The organism is Aeromonas sp. Marseille-Q5825 (assembly GCF_946892685.1).
Classification (GTDB): Bacteria; Pseudomonadota; Gammaproteobacteria; order Enterobacterales; family Aeromonadaceae; genus Aeromonas; species Aeromonas rivipollensis.
On sequence record NZ_CAMPOU010000002.1, the window covers coordinates 1 to 18,364 of the forward strand.

Here is an 18,364-nt window from a genome sequence, read left to right on the forward strand (position 1 = left end):
GCCGAGCAATAGCACCTTGCGTCTTCGTCTCACCGCTGCGGTGCAACACCGAGCAATGAGGACAAATAGTTGGTTGCGGGGGCCAGATTTGAACTGACGACCTTCGGGTTATGAGCCCGACGAGCTACCGAGCTGCTCCACCCCGCGTCCGTATTTTTTCCGAAGTGGCCGAGCAGTAGCCAGTTCGAATCCTCTTCATCACTTCTCACCCTGTGGGTGTTGTCGATGTCGACACTCAGATGGTTGCGGGGGCCGGATTTGAACCGACGACCTTCGGGTTATGAGCCCGACGAGCTACCGAGCTGCTCCACCCCGCGTCTGAGGTGGCCAATAATAGGCTCCAACGCTGAGATTGCAAGTAATTATCCTAAAAAAAGTTTACCAGGGGATTAAACCATCAGATGCTGTGTTCTTTTGCAACAAACCGTAGTTTTTTCAGTCAACTAGGTGCTCCCCTTGCCGCTCAGGGCACTCCCCCGCCAGGTTGCGCTGCTGGATCCGGCGTGCCATTCCCCCCTCTCTATGTATGAAAAAGCCCGCGCCTATGGGACGGCGCGGGCTTCTCTATTCTTCATGACGCGTTGCGGCGGGCTCAGACTAGCTGATGCAACACGCTGGTCGCCGCTATCTGGGCGATGATGAGACCGCACAGGGTCACGGACAGCACCACGGGGGCCGTCTCCTGCTGCCGGTAGATCGGGCTGAACCAGAGCAGCAGGGCGGCGATGAGCAAGCCCGCCTGGGTCAGCACCCCGGGGATCAGGGCATCTAGCCCGGCGCCATTGTCCTGCCCGCTCACCAGCACCGCCAGCCAGATCAGGCTCAGCATGGCGGCCAGCAGCCCCGCCAACGGCAGCAGCAGGTTGAAGGCTTGCAGACGGTGGCGGGCACGCAGCAGCATCAGGTGTGCGAAGGCCGAGCCCAGCAGCACCATCTGCAGTGCCCCGTTCAGCCAGCCCTGGATCTGCAGCAGACCCAGACCATAGAGGGCGAACGGCATGGCAGGCAGCCACAGCAGGCTGGCGGGAATGGCGCGCTTGCCCTCGAGGCGGGACTGGGCCAGTGACAGCACTATCCCCAGGATAAGGGCGGCGCCCCCGCACCAAATCAGCCAGCCGGTTACCCCGGCTTCGATCCCCAGCATCAGGGAGAGGCCGGTGATCACCCAGATGGAGAAGAGCTGGTTGGTGATCCGCGAGCGCTGGCCCGGGCAGAGATCCCCGCGCCACAAGACGATCCCGAGCGCGATCAGGGCCCCCAGGGCCATCAGGCCGGTCAGGGAAAAGAGCCAAAAAGGAAGTTGGACGAACATAGGGTCTCCGGCAGCAAACAGAGGACAGGGCCCAAGGACCCCGGCAACAAAAAACGAGGGGCGAGTATACCCAAACCCGCCCCCATCCCCAACGCCTGCGAGACTAGCTCTGGCCTCGGGCCAGGGCGACCACTCGCGCGAACATCTGCTTGAGCATGGGGGGGATGTGTTCGCTGCCCAGGCGCTCCGCCTCCTCCACCACGGCCAGGGCCAGGCCGGGCTTGCTGCGATGGTGAATGGCCTTGGAGATGATGCGCCCGGCGTTGAGGGTGGATCGCCCCCCTACCCCGGCCTCGCGCCGAAACACCGCCTCGAATCCGTTGTGGTAGAGGTAGTGCTCTATGTCCGCCGAGGGCAACTGGGTGATCCTGTCCCGCTCCCGCTCCCCCTTGAGCAGGGAGCGGGCGGAGCTTGCGTACTTGGCACCCGCCTCGTCGCCGTCGGTGAGCAGGTGCCACTCTATGCCAAAGTCGCGGGCCACCTTGATGAGGGGGGCCTGGCCACACTGGGCGAACTCTATGATGCGCACCCCTTCCGCCCGCAGGCTGTAACCGCAGATCTGGGCGAGCTCGGAGAGCAGCCAGATCTCTGTCTCCCCCTCCACCAACAACCAGCAGCGGGCAAACATCGACATGGGCCTGTTGATCCGCACGTGGAAGGCAATTTTGCGCAAGTCGTCGCTGCTGTAGCGCTCCCCCCCCAGCTGATGGCAGAGGATGTCATGCTGGCGGCGCACCAGGCGGCGCACCTGGTTGAGCGGCAGGGAAGAGAGCAGATCCCCCGAGTTGGTGGTGAGCAACTTCTGGCCGGGCAACTGCTCGAGCAGGCCCCAGGCCAGCGCCAGCATGGTGGGGTGCAGGCGGCTCTCGGGATCTTCCAGCATCAGTATGGGCCTGGCCCCCTCCTCCAGCTCCCGGTTGCCGCGAGCATGGAGCAGCATGGCGGCCATGCCTGCCATGGCCAGTTGCAGGGCCCGGTTGTCGGCGCTGCGCAGCAGCACCTGCAAGTTGCCGGGGTTGCGCAGGGTCATGGGGCGATTGACTATCTCCCGCTGGCTCCGGGGCTTGTGCTTGATGGGGGCCAGGGCGCTGAAGTAGTGCTCCATCAACTGCTGCACCGCCTGCAGCGCCTCCTTGAGCTCGGGCTCGCCGATGCGCTGGGGCTCGTCGGTCAGCTTGCCGGCAAGCTCCCCGAGCCGCTGCTCGGAGAGATCGTCCCAGGGCAGCCGCTCTATGCCGTCGCGGGCGGTACGGGCATCCCGCAGCCGGAACACAGGGTTCATGGTGATGAGCAGACGCACCAGCTCCGCGTTGTTGTCGATGGCCAGGCTCTTGCCGATGCCGTCGAGAAAGTCATGGGTGCTCTGCACGCTGCCATCGTCCAGCAGCTCGGCGCTGGCGCGATAGTGGATACGGTGGAACTTGTCCCTGTGGGGGATCCAGGCCGCGCCAAGGCGCGCCAATCGGCGGGAGTGCTGGCACATCTGGGGGCGGTACTCGCTGAAGGTGAGCACCAGTTGCAGGGTGCGCGATGGGCTCAGCTCAGGGTCTTCGGGCTGATGGAAATCATCGCGACTGAATTGATAGGGTTCGGCATCCCCCAGCAGGCACCAGAGGGCACGCAGCAGGCTGGACTTGCCCCAGGCGTTCTCACCGATGAGAACAGTGGTGTGATCCAGCCCGAGCGAGAGCCGATTTATCCCGCGAAAACCTTTGACTTCAATGCGTTCCAGAAACATGCGGCCATATCCAGTCCATCCTGATGGCGCAATAGTGGCAAAGTTGCCGGGAAAATCCTATCGGGTCTTGGGGTTTTCAGCGGGAACTGTGAGGCACTACGGGTTCGGGAGGGGTGGGCAGGCAGGCGCGATCCTGAGGGGCATTCCAGTGGCTGAACCAGAGGTGGCGGGTGCGGGTCTGACGTTTGCGATGATTCAATGGGCATTCCTTTTTATGGGTAAGTGGTAGAGGGTACACCTCTTTCACCCAGAGTCTCAGCGTTATCTGTGACAGGAGAATGACAATTGGGCGCGCCACTGCCCCGGGCTCAGGCCGAAGGCCTCCCGAAAACGATTGCCAAAATGGGCCTGGGAGGAGAAGCCGCACTGGGCGGCGATGCTGGCCAGGGGATCGCTTCCCGCCAGCAACTGTTTGGCCCGCTGGAGCCTGAGCCCCTGCAGGTAGCGATGGGGCGGGCAACCCAGGCTCTGGCCGAACATGCGGGCGAAGTGATATTCGCTCAGGCCCGCCTCCCGGGCGAGTTCGCTCAAGGTGACGGGCTCGGCCAGGTGGGCCAGCAGATACTCCTGCACCCGCCGGATCACCGCGGGGGCCAGGCCCCCTCGCACCTCGGGGAGCCCAGGCGCTTCACGGGTATGGTGGCGATAGGCGTGTAACATCAGCATCCAGGCGCCGTGGGAGAGCGCCATGCGATCGACCCCGTGCTGCCAGTCCAGCTTCATCAGCTGTGCCTGCACCAGGGCTGCGGCCTGGGGATCCTCGATAAAGGTCTTGTCCTGCAACACCAGATGGCGCCCCTCCTTGTCGCACACCTGTTCGGCGATGCGGCAGAGGTGCTCGGGGGTGAAGTAGAGGTGGAAGAAGCGAAACTCCTCGCGCACCAGCCATTCGGATCTGTGGTGATCCGGCATGATGCACACCTTACCGGTGCCGCCGTGGCCGCCGGGACCGTCGAGGCGCTCGGTCTGCTCGCCCCCCTGCAGATAGACGCTGATGGTGTGGTGACCCGGCTTGTGGTAGCGGGTCTGATCGTAGCGGTTGCGCCAGCTGGCCACCCCGAGCCCGGGCTCCAGCCAGCAGGAGTCCTCCAGCCGCGCCCCCGTGCTGACCAGGGCATCGAACACCCCCGCCTGTCGTCTCTGCTGCACCTGTCTGCCTCATCCTTGTTCCCGTGCCGACATCTTATCGCGGCGGCTCGCCAAGCGCTGCTGCCCAGCCACAAAAAACCGCAAGATGGTGCAAGCCAGCTCACGCCATCAGGCCCATGCTGATCCCCATGTCACTCCCCTTTTGCTTGGATCCGCTTATGAACCTCCTGCTGTATGTTTCCACCGTCCTCATCTGGGGTAGTACCTGGATCGCCATCGCCTGGCAGCTCGGTCCCATTCCCATCGAGGTCTCTGTGCTCTACCGCTTCGCCCTGGCGGCGCTGGCGCTCTTTGCCCTGCTCACGTTAAGCGGCAAGTTCCCGCGCCTGCCCTGGGCGGGCCAGCGCTATGCGGCCCTGCTCGGCGCCCTGCTCTTCTCCACCAACTTTCTCTGCTTCTACCACGCCACCCTCTACATCCCGAGCGGCCTGTCGGCGGTGATCTTCGCCAGCGCCAGCATCTTCAACGGCCTCAACCTCTGGCTGTTCGAGGGCAAGCGCCCCGGCATGCGCTGGTTGCAGGGGTCGCTGCTGGGACTCATGGGCACACTGCTGCTGTTCTGGCCCGTGCTGGCGGATGCGCAACTGGGTGCAAACGGCTGGAAGGGGCTGCTGTTTGCCTGTGCGGGGACCCTCTGCTTCTCCCTCGGGAACCTTGTCTCGGCTCGCGGCCAGCGCCAGGGCTATCAGGTGTTGCAGATGGTGCCCTGGGGCATGGTGTACGGGGTAGCGCTGCTGCTGGGCTGGGTCATGGTGCTGGGTCAATCCCTGACCCTGCCGACCGAGCCCCGCTACCTCGCGGCCATGGTCTATCTGGCCATCTTCGGCTCCGTCATCGCCTTCACCGCCTACCTCACCCTGGTGGGGCTCATCGGTGCCAGCAAGGCGGCCTATGCCACAGTGCTGTTTCCCCTGGTGGCGCTGAGCCTCTCCACCCTCTATGAGGGCTTCGTCTGGCAGACGGTCTCCATCCTGGGTGTGGTGGTGAGCCTTATCGGCAACCTGGTGATCTTCGCCCCGCCCGTCAAGACGTGGCGCTGGCCGCTGTCACGGGTGACAGACGGTACTTGCCCCTGATGCCAGCAGCCCCTAAGGTAACCCCTCCCAACAGAGGTTGAACGGAGGAAGCATGTTACTGGAAGGGCTGGAGACACTCTGCCTGCTGGCGAGCGAGGGCACCATGGCCAAGGTCGCGAGCCGCCTCTATATCAGCCAGTCGGCGGTGAGCAAGCGCATCACCCAGCTGGAGCAGCGCCTTGGCAAGCGGCTCATCGAGCCAGATGGCCGCCAGACTCGCCTCACCCCCCAGGCCCGGGAGCTGCTCGCCCGGGTGGCCCCGAGCCTGGCGGAGATGAAGGGGGTGCTGGCGGACAGCCAGACCCTCACCGACCAGACCCCCCTGCCCGTCGCCTGCTCCGAGACCCTGCTGGCGGGCTACCTCGCCCGTTTCATGCACGACTACCTTGAGCAAGATCCTCACCTTGCCCTCTCCACTCACCACACCCCGGTGATCCTGACGCGGGTGCGCGGTGGCGATGCCCTGTTCGGCATCTGCGCCGGCCGGTTGCCCCCCGGCCACGGCCTCTGTGCCGAGCTGCTGCTGGAGGAGCCTTTCTATCTGGTGGGGGACGATCAGGAGACGGCGGCGCAGCCGGATCACAGGGTTGCCTCGCCAGACAGGGCGAGTGGCAAGCCGTTGACACAAAGAGACCTGGGTGAGGAAACCCTGGTGCAGGAGAAGGTGCGCAAGATCCTGACCATGGATCTGGAGAACCCCTCCAACCGCTATCTGCGGGATCCCCTGGCCGCGCTCGGGCTGGTGCCGGCCATGGAGCTCGACTCCTATCTGGCGCTGATCGAGCTGGCCAAGGCGGGCATAGGCCCGGTGCTGCTGCCGGCCGGTCTGCTGGCCCTGGTGGGGGATCAGGGGAAACGGGCGCGCGCCCTGCCTGGGCTGGCACGCCCGCTGCACCTGGTCTATCGCCCGAGCAGCCTCAAGCGGGCGCGGATCCAGCGCCTGGTCGAGGGGATCCGGGCCCACTTCGCCCGGGTGAGCCAAGGCTAGAAATGACTCAGACGAGCCAGCTGAACAGCTCGGGGTACTGACTCCACACCAGCTTGGCGGACATCACCAGGGAGACGGTCACCAGCAGCGGCTTGATGAGCTTCACCCCCTTCTTCAACACCAGTTTGGAACCGAAACGGGCCCCGATGAACTGGCCCAGTGCCATGCAGAAGCCCACGCTCCACACCACCTTGCCGCCGAGGGCAAAGAACAGCAGGGAGGCGATGTTGGAGGTGAAGTTGAGCAGCTTGGTGTGGGCAGTGGCTCTGGCCATGCCAAAGCCTGCCAGGGCCACGAAGCCGATGGCGAAGAAGGAGCCGGTGCCGGGGCCGAAGAAGCCGTCATAGAAACCGACCCCGCCCCCCACCAGCAAAGCGAACAGCATGGGGGTGAGACGGCGCTGGCTCTCCGCATCGCTCACCCTGGGGGAGAAATAGAAGTAGCAGGCGAACGCCATCAGCAGGAAGGGCAGGAGGCGCTCCAGGATGGCGGCGTCTATGGTCTGCACCGCCAGGGTGCCGATGGCCGCACCGATGAAGGTGCAGATGACCGCCGGCCAGATGATGGCCCACTCCAGGAGCCCCTTGCGGGCATAGAACCAGGTGGCGGAGAAGGAGCCGAAACTGCTCTGCAGCTTGTTGGTGCCGAGCACCAGGGCGGGCGGCATGCCGGTGGCAAGCAGGGCCGGCACCGTCAGCAGGCCGCCGCCTCCGGCGATGGCGTCGATAAAGCCGGCGATAAGGGCGACCCCGAACAGGGCAACCAGGGTGAGCAGTTCCAGTTCCATCCATAAACCTCGTGTGATGCGGCCACCCGCGGCAACCCCGGGTGTCCTGTTTGAGCACAATGCAGGTCGCTATCCTAACGGGGGCGGGCTCATGAGGCTAACGAAACGATGGCAGCCAATTGATTCCTGATTTTCATCAGTCTACCCCAGCGGCTCAGGCAGCGTCCGATCCCTGTAGGAGAGGGTCAGCCAGTCGAGCGCCCTCCCCCTTGATCGCCTCCAGGGCCTGCAACAGCGAGGTCTCGTCCTCGCCGGGCGCCCGGCTGACCCGGCCCGCCATGTAGCGACTGCTGAACAGGGTTAAGCCAGCGCTGCCTCGCCCTGCTCAGCGGCAGACTCGGCAACCTCCCCCTTGATCGCCTCCAGGGCCTGCAACAGCGAGGTCTCGTCCTCGCCGGGCGCCCGACTCACTCTGCCCGCCATATAGCGGCTGCTGAACAGATTGAACCAATGTTGCAACGCCTGGCCTGCCTGCAGCTCACCGGCCACCTCCAACACGCAGGCCGCCACCTCGGCGGTGCAGAGGTGTTCGTCACAATTGGCCACCCGCATGCCATAGGTGGAGAGCGCGTCCGGCCGCACCGACAGCACGGGGAAGCCATCCAGATAGGGGCTCATGTTGAACATCTTGCGCGCTTCGGGCCAGGTGCCGTCCAGCAGGATGAAGAGCGGCTTCTTGCCAGGGGCCAGGGCAACCCGCTCGGTCACCCGGGCCGGGTTCTTCTCGCAGGCGGGGAACACCACATAGGGCTGCCAGGCGGGATCCGCCAGCAGGGCCAGCAGCTCGGGATGGGGCTGGGTGCGCTTCCAGAGAAAGGCCCAGGTCGTCTGGGGCAAGACGTCGGCAATGAGACGGCCGGTGTTGGACGGCTTCATGGGTTCGCTGTCATACATCAAGAGGCAAAAGCCCGCCTCGGCCTTGAGCTCGGGGCGCCACTCGCAGGCACACCAGGCATGACGCAGCTGGCAGGCCTCGCAGCGGGGCACGCTGCCACCACGGGCGAGAAAGGGACGGGTAGAGATGCTCTTGCGCCAGATGCGCAGGCGATTGACGGCATGATCGGGAATGGGCTTCATGGGGCGCGGCTCGGCGACAGGGTCTGCGGGAAAAAGGGGGCAGATTGTAGCGGGCGCGCCATGGGGCTGCAAGGCTCCCGAGGGGGAGCACTGGGAGGCCAGGGTACACCCGGGGCAGCTCGCCGGATAAGCGCGGCGACCCCTATGACAGAGGGGCCTGCAGGCCCCTCTTTATCATCTTCTGCATGGGGCCGCGACTCAGGCCTCTTTGCGCAGGATCTGCTCGAGGAAGCGAGCGAAGCTGTGACCGTGATGCTCCAGCAATTTCGGGAACATGGAGATGGAGGTCATGCCCGGGAAGGTGTTGATCTCGTTGAGCAGTATTTCCCCATCCTCGGTCAGGAAGAAGTCGATACGCGACAGATGGGTCAACTTCAGCTGACGGAAGGCCTTGAGGGAGTAGGCATGGATGGCGTCAGACTGGGCCTGGGTCAAGCCTTCTGCCTTGAGCGCCGTCTCGGTGTGGCTGGCACTGCTGTACTTCTCCTCATAGGTGTAGAACTTGTCCTGGGGCACGCAAATCTCCCCGGGATAGGTGGCCACCAGCTCGTCGCCATACTGGTAAACCGCCACTTCCAGCTCGCGGGGCTTGACCGCTTTTTCGATCAGCACCTGCTCGGAGTAACCGAAGGCGTCCTTGATCCCCTGCAGCAGCTCCGCTTCGTTGCTGGCGGAGTAGCAGCCCACGGATGACCCTTGCGAGGCGGCCTTGATAAACACCTTGCCCCACTTGGCCAGCGCGGCTTTCGCCTCGGCGAGTGCCTCGTCGCCCTGCTCGGTCAAAAACAGATAGGGGGTATTGGGAATGCCGATGGCGGAGAGCCACAGCTTGGTGCTGATCTTGTTGAAGCAGATCTTGCTCGCCTCGGCATCGCACCCCAGATAGGGCAGGCCCGCCAGTTCGAGGAAGGATTGCAGATCGCCGGTCTCACCCGGATAGCCGTGGATGCAGGGCACCACGTAGTCCACCGGACGGGCCACGCTGTCAAAGGAGAGCAGCTTGTCCAGCCCCAGCTTGCACTCGCGGCCGTCGGCACTGAGCCAGCGGTCGGCGAACATCTCGACCCGGGTCACTTCGACCCCAGGCAGGAGACCAAGCTGTTGTTCGAGGAAATTGGCACTGCGCAGAGAGACTTCGTGCTCGGCGCCACCGCCGCCGCACAGCAGCAAGACATGCATGTTCTTCATTAGATGTGATCCCTTGGGAGAAGCGGCTTCGTCATGGCCGGGGAAAATCCGGCTGCGCGACCTGCGCACCAAACAACGGGCGAAGCCAGATACGAACATAAGTGCGGCCAGTGTAGCAAGGGAGAGGAAGCCTTGTCAGCCGATGGGGCCGCCATCCCCCCATCCTGGCCCGTAAAAAGAGGCGCCTGTGTCAAAAACGGGACGAAACGGACTCAGCGAGGGGGATCTACCCGCCCGGCGCCATTGCCATTGACCCTAAACCAGCCGGCGATGCTGTAACGCTCCCGATTGGCGGGCAGCACCTCGTGGGGAAACTCCTCCGACAGGAACAATACCAGCCGCCCCCCCTTGGGAGAGACATCCATCAGCAGCTGCTCGTCGTTGTCGTAGACCCTGAGCACGCCGCCCGCCTCCGGTTGCCAGTCGTTGTTGAGATAGAAGACAGAGGTGAGACGGCGGTTGGAGCGCCCGGCAAAGGCGTCGCGGTGAGTCGCATAGAAGTCGCCGCTGCGGTAGCGGGCGAAGTGGGCCTCGTAGTCGAACAGCCCCAGCATCAGGTTGCGATTGGCCGCCAGACGCAGGGACTCCATGCGGGCCAGATAGTCGGCCACGGGGGCGCCCAGGGAGGGATCCAGCCAGTGGATCTGATCACGGCGGATCGCCGGATTACCCTGATGCAACCCCTCCCGCCCTATCCCCGCAGGTTGCCACTCCCCCGGCAGGCAGGCTCGCAAGGCATCCACCTCGGAGGCGGTTAAGAAATCATCCACAATCACCCATCCCCGGGTGTAAATGGCATCCATGACGGCTTGATAGTCCAAGATTGACTCGCAGCGAGTGGAGAGAGTGCGCTTTGTAGCGACTTCCCCCCCTGGGCACAAACCGGATTGCTTCTCTTGAGAAGTCCCGCCATCAATAAGGGCCCGGCCCCGGGCGCCGATTTCCCCTTGCCCCGCAGCCCCTGGCCCGCTAACGTGAAAACAAGGCCCGAATCGGGTCTCCCTCTGCATCCATGACCCAGGAGAGCGCCATGCCCTTGCCCACTATCCCCCTGCAACGACTCGATGGCAGCGAGTTTCCCGGTGACGCCCTGCAAGGGAAGGTCCTGCTGGTGGTCAACGTGGCCAGCCGCTGCGGCTTCACCCCCCAATACACCGGGCTGGAGGCGCTTCATCGCCAGTTTGGTGAGCAGGGACTGGTGATCCTTGGCTTCCCCTGCGATCAGTTCGGCCACCAGGAGCCCGGGGATGCCGAGGAGATAGCCCGCTTCTGCTCGCTGGATTACCCGGTGAGCTTCCCCCTGATGGCCAAGTGCGAGGTCAACGGCGAGCAGGCCCACCCCTTCTATCGCTGGCTCAAGCAGCAAAAACCCGGGCTGCTCGGGAGCGAGGCCATCAAATGGAACTTCACCAAGTTCCTGCTCGATCGGGAGGGCCGGGTGGTGGACCGCTTCGCCCCCCAGACCAAACCCGAGGATCTGGCGGGGGCCATCCAGGGGCTGCTGTGAGCCAGGCACCTTGGGCGACAGACAGCCATGGCCCCTCTCCCATCGGACTCGGCGCACCCCCTTTGTGCCCCGGGTCCTCATTCGTGACGCCGTTACTGCGTGCCTGCGTCACTTCTGCTATATTACGCGCCCATTATCTTTTTCGTGTCGTAGCGCCCGCGGGACGGGCCTGAAGGGATCGGGCCCTGCCCTGACCCGCTACCCACCTTCTTCCATGTCGTGACGGGCCCAGGCTGTCGTCACCCGTTGAGCCCAAGGCTCGGAGTTTCTCTCGAACATGTCATTCAATGAACTGGGTCTGTCACCGCACATCTTGCGGGCCGTCAAGGAGCTGGGTTACGAACAACCCACCCCCATACAGCAGCAAGCCATCCCGGCCATTCTGGCCGGTCAGGACGTGCTGGGCGGCGCCCAGACAGGCACAGGCAAGACCGCCGGTTTCACCCTGCCCATGTTGCACCGTCTGCTGGCCAACCACGGCCGTGGCGGCCGCCGCCAGGTCCGCGCCCTGGTGCTGACCCCGACCCGGGAGCTCGCAGCCCAGGTGGGCGAGAGCATCATCAAATACGCCCACCATCTGCCGTTCCGCACCCTGATCGCCTATGGCGGCGTCAGCATCAAGCCGAACCTGGACGCCATCAAGCTCGGGGTCGACATCCTGGTCGCCACCCCGGGCCGCCTGCTGGATCTGCTGACCCAGGGGGCTCTCACCCTGAGCTCCCTGGAAGTGCTGGTGCTGGATGAAGCGGACAGAATGCTCGACATGGGCTTCATCGTCGACATTCGCCGCATCATGAAGGCGCTGCCGGACGAGCGACAGACCCTGCTCTTCTCCGCCACCTTCTCGAATGACATCAAGGCGCTGGCAGATGATCTGCTCAATGACCCCACCCTGATCGAGGTGGATCCCAGCAACACTGCCGCCGATCAGGTGACCCAACGCGTCATCCAGGTCGACCGGGAACGCCGCCGCGAGATGCTCTCCCACATGATCGGCCGTGGCAACTGGCAGCGGGTGCTGGTGTTCGTGCGTACCAAACAGATCGCCGACCGCCTCGCCCAGCAGATGCAAAAAGATGGCCTCAATACCGTCGCCATTCACGGCGACAAGAGCCAGGGTGCCCGCAACCGGGCGCTGGCCGATTTCCGTGAAGGCAAGGTGCGGGTGCTGGTGGCGACCGACATCGCCGCTCGCGGCCTGGACATCGATCAGCTGCCCCACGTGATCAACTTCGAGCTGCCCCAGATGGCGGAGGATTACATCCACCGCATCGGCCGCACCGGTCGCGCCGGCCGTGGCGGCGAGGCCATCTCCCTGGTGAGCCAGGACGAGCTGGGCCAGCTCAAGGAGATCGAGGCCCTGATCGGCCAATCCCTGACAGTGGAGATCCTGGAAGGCTACGAGCCGAGCGGCAAGCCGAGCCGCCAGACCCTGCCAGGCAGCAAGCCGGTGCAAAACCCGCCCCGTGACCGCGGCCATGCCAACGCCAAGAGCAACAATGCCAAAGGCAAGCCTGACGGGGCCAAAGGCAAGGGCAAGGCCAAAGGGGACGGCTCCAAGAAGCCGGCTCCGGCCCGCAAGCGCGAGGTCGTGGGGGAAGACATCGGCTTCACCCCCATGCGCCGCCTGCCCAAGGCCCAGCGCGATGACTATCAGGACAACTCCAGCGAGGAGTAAGGCCAGCTGTTGCCGACCTGACACAAAAAACCGCCCCCTTCACGAGGGCGGTTTTTTTTATGCTCTGTCGCCCCTACTCGGCGGCCAGGGCCATGTGCAGCAGGGGATAGGGCTTGCCCTGGCCATCCAGGGGAGAGCGCCCCGTCACCCCGAAACCCAGGTGCTGATAGAAGCCGAGGGCCTGGGCATTCTGCTCGTTGACGTCTACTCTTCTCGCCCCTTGCCGCTGGATGGCGTGGGCCACCAGCAGGCGGCCGACCCCGCTTCCTCTCGCCTCGGGGGCGATGAAGAGCATCTCGATGTTGCCATCGTGCACGCCGCAGAAACCGGCTATCTCCTCCTCTCCCCTGGCGCAGACCAGATCCACGGCCGCAAAATAGTGCTCCAGGATCAGGGGTTTGAGGGTGGTGATATCCGCCTCTTGCAGGAAGTGATGGGTGGCGCGCACCGAGGCTTCCCAGAGGGCGATCAGAGCCTGGTAGTCCCCGGCGTCCGCTTGTTCAATCTTCATGGTGCGTTGATTCCATCTGTGGTGAAAGGGCCAATGCCGGGTCCAGGGGCCGGGCGCCGTCAGGGGGTTGCCCTGGCCTCGGCCTGCTTGATGACAAAGCCCTTCTCGATGCCGGCCTTGAAGCCCAGCTTTTCGTACAGGCGATGGGCCCCTTCGCGCCCCTCCCCCGACAGCAGCATCACCTTGTAGCAATCCAGCTCCCAGGCCAGGGTCAGGGCCTGCGCCAATAGCTGCTGGCTCACCCCCTGTCGCCGAAACGCAGAGGCCGTCACCACGTGCTCTATGATGGCAAAGGGCCTGCCGCCGTTGGTCAGGGTCGGGATCACCCCGAGCTGGCAGGTGGCGGCCAGCTGGCCCTCCACCTCGGCCACCAGGAGTCGTACTCCGGGCTCGGCCTGCAGTCGCCTCAGCGCCTCCCTGGCCACCGACGGCGCCAGCACGGGATCATTGGGCCTGAGCTCGGCGTAAAGACTGAGCAGGCCCGCCAGATCCTCTTCCTTGCACTCTCTGATCACCACAATGGCAACCCTCCTGATCTTCTGTGCTCCCCGGCGCCCTATGCGGATCTGGGGGCAAACATGATGATGGCCATGCCCGTCAGGGCGACCCCTGAACCGACCCAGTCCCACACAGTGGGTCTGATGCCATCCACCGCCCAGAGCCAGAGGATGGCCACGAAGATATAGACGCCCCCATAGGCGGCATAGACACGGCCGGCGGCGGTCGGATGCAGGGAGAGCAGCCAGGCAAAGAGGGCGAGACTCAGGCCCGCCGGCAGCAGCAACCAGGCGCTCCGCCCCTGGGTCAGCCACAGGTAGGGCAGATAGCAGCCGACGATCTCGGCCAGCGCGGTGATCAGAAACAGCCCGATCGTTTTGAACTCCAGCATCATGGGTCTCTAGCTAGGGTGTGACAGTGGCTGAATGTTAAAACAACCCATTGGGTTATGTAAGCACGGCGGCGCAGCAGGCCTGGAGGAAGGGAGGGCAAACCTTCCCCCACGGGCGTGGGGGAAGGAAGGGGTCAACGGACCCTGACTGCCTGGAGCAAGGCAGAGACATCCGGGCCAAAGGTTCGGCTGCGGATCGCCTCGCGAATATCCGCTTCGCCGTAACGGCTGGCCGGGTAGACCACCACGCAGGAGGTGTCGCCGGGCGCGAGGAAGTGAGTCTCGCCGAAGGGGGTATAGCGGGTGGCGCCTATGCTGATGAGGGCGTGGGCCGGACGCCCCGCCTGGGCCAGCAGCCCCTGGATATGCTCGGCCGGGCCCTCATCCTGCTGATGGTTGAACTTGCCGATGGCCCAGTCGAGCAGTTGCTGATGGAAGTAGCTGTAATCCACAGCCGCGCTGTCAACCCCATAGGGGTGCAGCTCGCCATCGCGCTCCAGATAGCAGGCGATGCGATAGTCGTCGAGCTCGCAACCCGGGGCAAAATGGCCGAGGGGCAGCAGAGTGGCCGCCAGCCCCTTGCTCTCCTCCCCCCAGTTCTTCTTCTCGCTGATTTTTTTGGCATTGGGACGGCGGATGGAGCAGTCGTTGTAGGCGCCAAACGCCTTGGGATGTATGGCCACCACCTGCTCCCCCGCGTACTCCAGCTCGCACCAGAGCGCCACCTCGGGTTCGATTTGCACCTTCTCGTCGCCGCTCACCGCCGCCTCTGGCAGGAAGATGGCCTCACCGCTCAATGGGAAGACGCCGAGCTGGCCCGGATGGCCTGGCACATAGAAGGGGAACAGCGCCTTGGGGGCAACCTTGTCCGCGACCTTGACGGCGACGAAGTCCGCCGCCTCGCCGGCCTGCTCCAGATGGCCGGCGAAGTTGCCCGCCACCCCCAATCCGATGAAGTTGCTCAATTCAGTGATCTGCATCTGTGGCTCCATTGGCGCGGCCCGGGCCGCCGCCTCGTTGTCTATGTTCAGGGCGGCAGGGCTACCGCCAAAGAGGGAGCTTATTAGAGCACAGCCCCCTGACGGCGCCCAGTCGCCCCGCCGCAAGCTGTGCACCAGGGCGGATTTTCCCTCACCATATGGTCATAAAGAGAGCAGTCAGCGCCAAGCTGTGATCCCGGTGCTTGGGCGAGCCCCACGCTTTTGCTAGTCTGCCCTATTCATTTTCCGTTTGGGTGCCGGTGCCGAGCCATGACCACACATTTTCAGGGTCGCTTCGAGGTGGAGTTCAAATACCGCCTGGCGGATAGCGCGGCCTTCCTGCGTGCCCTCGAGGCACTCGGCCCCGAGCTGATGGTGGCGGACAATCATGAGCAGGACTGCTACTTCGACACGGCGGACCGCGCCCTGGCGAGGGAGCAGAAGAGCCTGGTGATCCGCACCATGGCGCCCTCCGGCATCCGGCTCTGGATAGTCAAGGGACCGGGGCCCGATCGCTGCGAGGCGGTCAACATCACGGATGCGGACAAGGCCATCAGCATGGTGCGCACCCTGGGCTACCAGCCGGTGCTGACCATCGACAAGCGGCGCAGCATCTACTTTCTTGGCCCCTTCCACCTGACCCTGGACAGCCTGGTCGGGATAGGGGATTTTGCCGAGCTCGCCATCATGACCGACGAGGAGGCCGCGCTGCCCGCTTACCGGGAGCAGCTGCTGGCGCTGGCCGCCCGGCTGGGGCTCTGCCCCGAGATGCGGGAGACCCGCTCCTATCGCACCCTGTGCGAGCAGTCAGCTCACCTTCGACTAGAGGAATCAGCCCCATGATCGACAAACTCGCCTGGCTCACCTTCAAGGAGGGGCAACTGCTCTGTGCCCGCTCCCACGGCAAGGCCCTCTACTACATACCCGGCGGCAAGCGTGAGCCTGGCGAGAGCGACGAGGCCGCCCTGGTGCGGGAGATAGCGGAAGAGCTGGCGGTCAGCCTCAAACCCGAGACCCTGCGCCTCGCCTGCGAGTTCAGCGCCCAGGCCGACGGCAAGCCGCAAGGGGTGCAAGTCAGGCTGCGCTGCTACACAGGGGAGGCTGACGGCAGCCCCACCGCCTCGGCGGAGATCGCCGAGCTGCGCTGGCTGGACAGCCGGCATCTGGATGACATCTCTCCGGTCTCCCGCCTGCTGTTCCAGTGGCTGGCTGAGCAGGGGCTGATCCGCTAGAAAGCTGACTCGTGAACAGCCTCCCAGCTCCGCCCCAGGAACACCGGCTGACAGAGATGGCTCGTGGGCAGGCTTCCAGCCCCGCCGCAGTGAGACTGGCTGACAGAGCGAGATTGAACCGTTAATCCCGAATGGATTGGCAATTGGATACAAGAAGAGGAGTTTCAATGGAGATCCTTGAGGTCGATAGCACCAGAGGCATCAAGCCTGCGTTGATCACACTGCTGCAAGATTGCGTGGCCAGCGGCGCCTCGGTGGGCTTCCTGCCTCCCCTGCAGGAAGAGCGGGGATTGGAGTACTGGCAAGGCATAGAAGGGGAGCTGGCCGACGGGGTGCGCAGGCTCTGGGTGGCCTTCGATCAGCACCATCTGGTGGGCGCCCTGCAACTGTCGCTCTGCACCAAGGCCAACGGCGGTCACAGGGCCGAGGTGGAGAAGCTGATGGTACACAGCCAGGCCCGCGGCAAGGGGGTGGGTCGCGCCCTCATGCAGGCCATGGAGCAAGGGGCCCGCGAGGCCGGGCGCACCCTGCTGGTGCTGGACACCCGGGTCGGCGACATCGCCTCCACCCTCTACCGCCAGCTGGGCTACCAGGAGGCCGGCCAGATCCCGGACTTCGCCCGCAACGCGGACGGCACCCTGGCGGCGACCCAGTTCTTCTACAAGCAGCTCTGAGGGGCGAGAGCCCAAAGGTCCAACGCAACAAGGCCAGCCCCCAGGCTGGCCTTGTTTATTGGCGCGTTCACTGCTCAAATGGCCCCTTCATCCAGAGACGGCAAGGAGCCATCATGATATTGGAAGTCGCCCCGCTGCAGATCATCCCGGGCCAGGCTGCCGCCTTCGAGCAGGCATTCGAGCAGGCCCAGCGCATCATCAGCACCCTGCCCGGTTACGCCGGCCACCAGTTGCAACGTTCACTGACCGACCCACACCGCTACCTGCTGCTGGTCAACTGGCAACGGCTAGAGGATCACACCCAGGGCTTTCGCGGCTCCCCCCAGTACCAGGAGTGGAAGGCGCTGCTCCATCACTTCTACGACCCCTTCCCCACTGTGGAGCATTTTCAGGCCGTACAACCTTGATCAGCCCAGGATGAACTTGGCCGATCAGGGTTGAGGCATCACGCCACCTCGCCTGCCAGGCGCTCGGCCCTGTGTGCGATCCGCGGCTCGGCGAAGTCGGCCTGGGCCGCGATCAGCTGCAACTCGTAGGCATCCGCCTGCCAGGTCTGGCGCAGCACTTCATCGACAGCGGCGTTGGTGCGCTCGAAGGCGGCCACCGCATCAAATCCGGCCTGCAGGTTGGCCAGCATCAGGGCGCTGATGAGATCCCCCACCCCCACCGGCTGACGGGCAAACTGGTAGAGCGGCCGGGCGATGAGATAATCCCCCTGCGGGGTGGCCAGCAGCATCTCGAAACGGCCGGGATCACTGGCGGCGCGCCCCAGGTGCTTGACCAGCACCATCTTGACGCCGCTTTCCAGCAGCTGGTGAGCGGCGGCGCGAGTCTGGGCCAGGGTCGTCAGGTGGACGCCGCACAGGGTCTCCAGCTCCAGCAGGTTGGGGGCCATGATGTCCGCCACCGGCAGCGCCTGCTCGGTGAGGAAGCGGGTGACGCCGGGGGCGACTATGCACCCCTTCTCCGGATGGCCCATGACGGGATCGCAAAAGTAGATGGCCGCCGGATTGGCCGCCTTGACGGCCGCGACCACCGCCAGGATCTCGTTCCCCTGCTCCGCCGATCCCAGGTAGCCGCTCAGCACCGCATCGCACCGCCCCAGCACCTCGATATCCATCAGCCCCTGACAGAGGGCACTGATATGACCGGCAGGCATCGCCATCCCCTGCCATCCCGCCGCGTACTGGGTGTGATTGGAAAACTGCACCGTATTGACGGGCCAGACCTCCATGCCGAGACGGCGCATGGGGAAGACGGCGGCGCTGTTGCCGGCACAGCCAAATACCACGTGGGACTGGATAGAGAGAATGCGTTTCATCGACACCACCACTGAAGAAGCATGAGGAAAGCGGGCAATATATCGGATGCAGAGCGGGCTCTGCCAGCGATTCCCGGCAACCCTCGCCATTTATGCGGCAAAAAGCCCATTCAATGGAGTGTTACACCAACTTCCCCCCACGCCTGCTCAACCTGGCGAATCAAGACCGCCTCGGTCCCGTCGGCGTGATATGGGCTCTCCACACTCTTGCTTGATGGCATATGAGAGCATTTTTAATACAAGGTGGCGGATGGCGG

At 64.4% G+C, this 18,364-nt stretch carries 21 protein-coding genes and 2 tRNA genes; 8 read left to right on the top strand and 15 right to left on the bottom strand.

The features are described from left to right. Positions 1-70 precede the first annotated feature (70 nt). The 6 genes from OC537_RS06805 to OC537_RS06830 all read right to left on the bottom strand — a co-directional run bounded on the left by OC537_RS06805 (position 71) and on the right by OC537_RS06830 (position 4,199). A tRNA-Met gene (locus tag OC537_RS06805) sits at positions 71-147 on the bottom strand. A gap of 93 nt (positions 148-240) precedes the next feature. Then, a tRNA-Met gene (locus OC537_RS06810) sits at positions 241-317 on the bottom strand. Positions 318-592: 275 nt separating this feature from the next. Further along, entirely contained in the window at positions 593-1,312 is a 720-nt protein-coding gene (locus OC537_RS06815; RefSeq protein ID WP_262110569.1) for a hypothetical protein, read from the bottom strand. Between the two features lie 103 nt (positions 1,313-1,415). Continuing rightward, entirely contained in the window at positions 1,416-3,050 is a 1,635-nt protein-coding gene (locus OC537_RS06820) for an ATP-dependent endonuclease (protein WP_262110570.1), read from the bottom strand. A gap of 76 nt (positions 3,051-3,126) precedes the next feature. Then, complete coding sequence (locus OC537_RS06825; RefSeq protein WP_262110571.1) at positions 3,127-3,249, bottom strand: hypothetical protein; 123 nt, start codon at positions 3,247-3,249, stop codon at positions 3,127-3,129. 62 nt (positions 3,250-3,311) lie between these two features. Then, positions 3,312-4,199 (bottom strand): helix-turn-helix domain-containing protein, encoded by an 888-nt coding sequence (locus OC537_RS06830; protein WP_139434330.1) that lies wholly within the window; start codon positions 4,197-4,199, stop codon positions 3,312-3,314. A 158-nt stretch (positions 4,200-4,357) separates the two neighbouring features. Here OC537_RS06830 and OC537_RS06835 point away from each other — a divergent pair, with 158 nt between their 5' ends. Both OC537_RS06835 and OC537_RS06840 read left to right on the top strand, forming a co-directional pair. Then, positions 4,358-5,275 (top strand): DMT family transporter, encoded by a 918-nt coding sequence (locus OC537_RS06835; protein WP_262110572.1) that lies wholly within the window; start codon positions 4,358-4,360, stop codon positions 5,273-5,275. Positions 5,276-5,327: 52 nt separating this feature from the next. Further along, entirely contained in the window at positions 5,328-6,263 is a 936-nt protein-coding gene (locus OC537_RS06840) for a LysR family transcriptional regulator (protein WP_262110574.1), read from the top strand. Between the two features lie 7 nt (positions 6,264-6,270). Here the strand turns inward: OC537_RS06840 and OC537_RS06845 are convergent, their stop codons facing one another. The 4 genes from OC537_RS06845 to OC537_RS06860 form a co-directional block, all read right to left on the bottom strand. Continuing rightward, on the bottom strand, positions 6,271-7,050 hold the full coding sequence (locus tag OC537_RS06845; RefSeq protein ID WP_025327090.1) for a TSUP family transporter: 780 nt from the start codon (positions 7,048-7,050) through the stop codon (positions 6,271-6,273). A 300-nt stretch (positions 7,051-7,350) separates the two neighbouring features. Next, entirely contained in the window at positions 7,351-8,127 is a 777-nt protein-coding gene (locus OC537_RS06850) for a tRNA-uridine aminocarboxypropyltransferase (protein WP_262110575.1), read from the bottom strand. Between the two features lie 198 nt (positions 8,128-8,325). Beyond that, positions 8,326-9,315: a D-alanine--D-alanine ligase gene (locus OC537_RS06855; protein ID WP_262110576.1), complete on the bottom strand. Its 990-nt coding sequence runs from the start codon at positions 9,313-9,315 to the stop codon at positions 8,326-8,328. 212 nt (positions 9,316-9,527) lie between these two features. Further along, on the bottom strand, positions 9,528-10,136 hold the full coding sequence (locus OC537_RS06860; protein WP_262110577.1) for a 2OG-Fe(II) oxygenase: 609 nt from the start codon (positions 10,134-10,136) through the stop codon (positions 9,528-9,530). 209 nt (positions 10,137-10,345) lie between these two features. On the opposite strand from OC537_RS06860, the gene OC537_RS06865 reads away from it, so the two are divergent. Together OC537_RS06865 and OC537_RS06870 are read left to right on the top strand one after the other, a co-directional pair. Next, positions 10,346-10,822, top strand: coding sequence for a glutathione peroxidase (locus OC537_RS06865; RefSeq protein WP_163157386.1), 477 nt, complete (start codon positions 10,346-10,348; stop codon positions 10,820-10,822). A 277-nt stretch (positions 10,823-11,099) separates the two neighbouring features. Then, positions 11,100-12,500 (top strand): DEAD/DEAH box helicase, encoded by a 1,401-nt coding sequence (locus tag OC537_RS06870; protein WP_262110578.1) that lies wholly within the window; start codon positions 11,100-11,102, stop codon positions 12,498-12,500. Between the two features lie 73 nt (positions 12,501-12,573). On the opposite strand, the gene OC537_RS06875 is transcribed toward OC537_RS06870, so the two are convergent. The 4 genes from OC537_RS06875 to OC537_RS06890 form a co-directional block, all read right to left on the bottom strand. Next, a complete protein-coding gene (locus tag OC537_RS06875; RefSeq protein WP_163147616.1) occupies positions 12,574-13,011 on the bottom strand; it encodes an acetyltransferase in 438 nt (145 codons plus the stop codon). Positions 13,012-13,070: 59 nt separating this feature from the next. Continuing rightward, the gene (locus tag OC537_RS06880; RefSeq protein WP_262110763.1) at positions 13,071-13,532 is read right to left on the bottom strand and encodes a GNAT family N-acetyltransferase; all 462 of its coding nucleotides are present in this window, start codon (positions 13,530-13,532) and stop codon (positions 13,071-13,073) included. Between the two features lie 35 nt (positions 13,533-13,567). Beyond that, entirely contained in the window at positions 13,568-13,900 is a 333-nt protein-coding gene (locus tag OC537_RS06885) for a YnfA family protein (RefSeq protein ID WP_139745331.1), read from the bottom strand. A gap of 134 nt (positions 13,901-14,034) precedes the next feature. Continuing rightward, positions 14,035-14,880 carry a DUF5718 family protein gene (locus OC537_RS06890; protein WP_262110579.1) on the bottom strand — a complete coding sequence of 282 codons (846 nt, stop codon included), beginning with the start codon at positions 14,878-14,880 and terminating at the stop codon, positions 14,035-14,037. A gap of 270 nt (positions 14,881-15,150) precedes the next feature. On the opposite strand from OC537_RS06890, the gene OC537_RS06895 reads away from it, so the two are divergent. The 4 genes from OC537_RS06895 to OC537_RS06910 all read left to right on the top strand — a co-directional run bounded on the left by OC537_RS06895 (position 15,151) and on the right by OC537_RS06910 (position 17,193). Beyond that, positions 15,151-15,723 (top strand): class IV adenylate cyclase, encoded by a 573-nt coding sequence (locus OC537_RS06895; protein WP_262110580.1) that lies wholly within the window; start codon positions 15,151-15,153, stop codon positions 15,721-15,723. Beyond that, a complete protein-coding gene (locus tag OC537_RS06900) occupies positions 15,720-16,112 on the top strand; it encodes an NUDIX hydrolase (protein WP_163157375.1) in 393 nt (130 codons plus the stop codon). The genes OC537_RS06895 and OC537_RS06900 overlap by 4 nt, the downstream gene beginning before the upstream one ends. 167 nt (positions 16,113-16,279) lie before the next feature. After that, positions 16,280-16,786 (top strand): GNAT family N-acetyltransferase, encoded by a 507-nt coding sequence (locus OC537_RS06905; protein WP_139745335.1) that lies wholly within the window; start codon positions 16,280-16,282, stop codon positions 16,784-16,786. Positions 16,787-16,899: 113 nt separating this feature from the next. After that, positions 16,900-17,193: an antibiotic biosynthesis monooxygenase family protein gene (locus OC537_RS06910; protein ID WP_262110581.1), complete on the top strand. Its 294-nt coding sequence runs from the start codon at positions 16,900-16,902 to the stop codon at positions 17,191-17,193. Positions 17,194-17,231: 38 nt separating this feature from the next. Here OC537_RS06910 and pdxY read toward each other — a convergent pair whose 3' ends face one another. Next, complete coding sequence (gene pdxY, locus OC537_RS06915) at positions 17,232-18,107, bottom strand: pyridoxal kinase PdxY (RefSeq protein WP_168235185.1); 876 nt, start codon at positions 18,105-18,107, stop codon at positions 17,232-17,234. Positions 18,108-18,364: the final 257 nt, after the last annotated feature.

What these genes read in the sequence shown, in the direction of transcription:
- OC537_RS06815 (WP_262110569.1), bottom strand. Translation starts at nt 1,312, where the DNA reads ATGTTCGTCCAACTTCCTTTTTGGCTCTTTTCCCTGACCGGCCTGATG.
- OC537_RS06820 (WP_262110570.1), bottom strand. Translation starts at nt 3,050, where the DNA reads ATGTTTCTGGAACGCATTGAAGTCAAAGGTTTTCGCGGGATAAATCGG.
- OC537_RS06835 (WP_262110572.1), top strand. Translation starts at nt 4,358, where the DNA reads ATGAACCTCCTGCTGTATGTTTCCACCGTCCTCATCTGGGGTAGTACC.
- OC537_RS06840 (WP_262110574.1), top strand. Translation starts at nt 5,328, where the DNA reads ATGTTACTGGAAGGGCTGGAGACACTCTGCCTGCTGGCGAGCGAGGGC.
- OC537_RS06845 (WP_025327090.1), bottom strand. Translation starts at nt 7,050, where the DNA reads ATGGAACTGGAACTGCTCACCCTGGTTGCCCTGTTCGGGGTCGCCCTT.
- OC537_RS06850 (WP_262110575.1), bottom strand. Translation starts at nt 8,127, where the DNA reads ATGAAGCCCATTCCCGATCATGCCGTCAATCGCCTGCGCATCTGGCGC.
- OC537_RS06855 (WP_262110576.1), bottom strand. Translation starts at nt 9,315, where the DNA reads ATGAAGAACATGCATGTCTTGCTGCTGTGCGGCGGCGGTGGCGCCGAG.
- OC537_RS06865 (WP_163157386.1), top strand. Translation starts at nt 10,346, where the DNA reads ATGCCCTTGCCCACTATCCCCCTGCAACGACTCGATGGCAGCGAGTTT.
- OC537_RS06870 (WP_262110578.1), top strand. Translation starts at nt 11,100, where the DNA reads ATGTCATTCAATGAACTGGGTCTGTCACCGCACATCTTGCGGGCCGTC.
- OC537_RS06875 (WP_163147616.1), bottom strand. Translation starts at nt 13,011, where the DNA reads ATGAAGATTGAACAAGCGGACGCCGGGGACTACCAGGCTCTGATCGCC.
- OC537_RS06885 (WP_139745331.1), bottom strand. Translation starts at nt 13,900, where the DNA reads ATGCTGGAGTTCAAAACGATCGGGCTGTTTCTGATCACCGCGCTGGCC.
- OC537_RS06890 (WP_262110579.1), bottom strand. Translation starts at nt 14,880, where the DNA reads ATGCAGATCACTGAATTGAGCAACTTCATCGGATTGGGGGTGGCGGGC.
- OC537_RS06895 (WP_262110580.1), top strand. Translation starts at nt 15,151, where the DNA reads ATGACCACACATTTTCAGGGTCGCTTCGAGGTGGAGTTCAAATACCGC.
- OC537_RS06900 (WP_163157375.1), top strand. Translation starts at nt 15,720, where the DNA reads ATGATCGACAAACTCGCCTGGCTCACCTTCAAGGAGGGGCAACTGCTC.
- OC537_RS06905 (WP_139745335.1), top strand. Translation starts at nt 16,280, where the DNA reads ATGGAGATCCTTGAGGTCGATAGCACCAGAGGCATCAAGCCTGCGTTG.
- OC537_RS06910 (WP_262110581.1), top strand. Translation starts at nt 16,900, where the DNA reads ATGATATTGGAAGTCGCCCCGCTGCAGATCATCCCGGGCCAGGCTGCC.
- pdxY (WP_168235185.1), bottom strand. Translation starts at nt 18,107, where the DNA reads ATGAAACGCATTCTCTCTATCCAGTCCCACGTGGTATTTGGCTGTGCC.